This is a genomic window from Acidovorax sp. ST3 (genome assembly GCF_003231145.1).
GTDB lineage: Bacteria > Pseudomonadota > Gammaproteobacteria > Burkholderiales > Burkholderiaceae_C > Acidovorax.
In genome coordinates, this window is the sequence record NZ_QKVP01000121.1 from 1 (window position 1) to 534 (window position 534).

A 534-nucleotide genomic window follows, 5' to 3' on the forward strand; every position below is an offset into this window, starting at 1 on the left:
GGCGGCGAGCTGATGGGCGCGGTGGTCAATTCGGACCCCGAGCTCTGGGGCGCGGTGATCGCCGATGTGCCGTTCGTCGATGTGCTCAACACGATGATGGACGCCGAACTGCCGCTGACGCCGGGCGAGTGGCCCGAATGGGGCAACCCGATCGAGGACCAAGCGGCGTTCGAGCTGATCCGCAGCTACAGCCCCTATGACAATGTCCGGGCACAGGCCTATCCCCCGATGTTCATTTCGGGCGGCCTGAACGATCCGCGCGTGACCTATTGGGAGCCCGCGAAGTGGGTGGCGAAGTTGCGCGAGGTGAAAAGTGGTGACAATCCGGTTCTGTTCAAGATCAACATGGACTCCGGCCATGCCGGTGCGTCCGGCCGTTTCTCGCGACTGGAGGAAATCGCGCTGAACTACGCGTTCGCGCTGAAGGTAACGGGCAAGCAGACCGCGTAGGGGTCGACTTGCCACCCGGACGACCGGCACATAGAATAGCCGGATGCTTCACTATTCGTCCAAGTCACCGCCACCGGTCCCGAC

The 534-nt window shown here is 63.1% G+C and carries 1 protein-coding gene; it reads left to right on the plus strand.

The genetic code is table 11. The features are described 5' to 3' along the window. The coding region (locus DNK89_RS23905; protein ID WP_153064353.1) for a prolyl oligopeptidase family serine peptidase at positions 1-450 on the plus strand (450 nt) is incomplete at its 5' end. Positions 451-534: the final 84 nt, after the last annotated feature.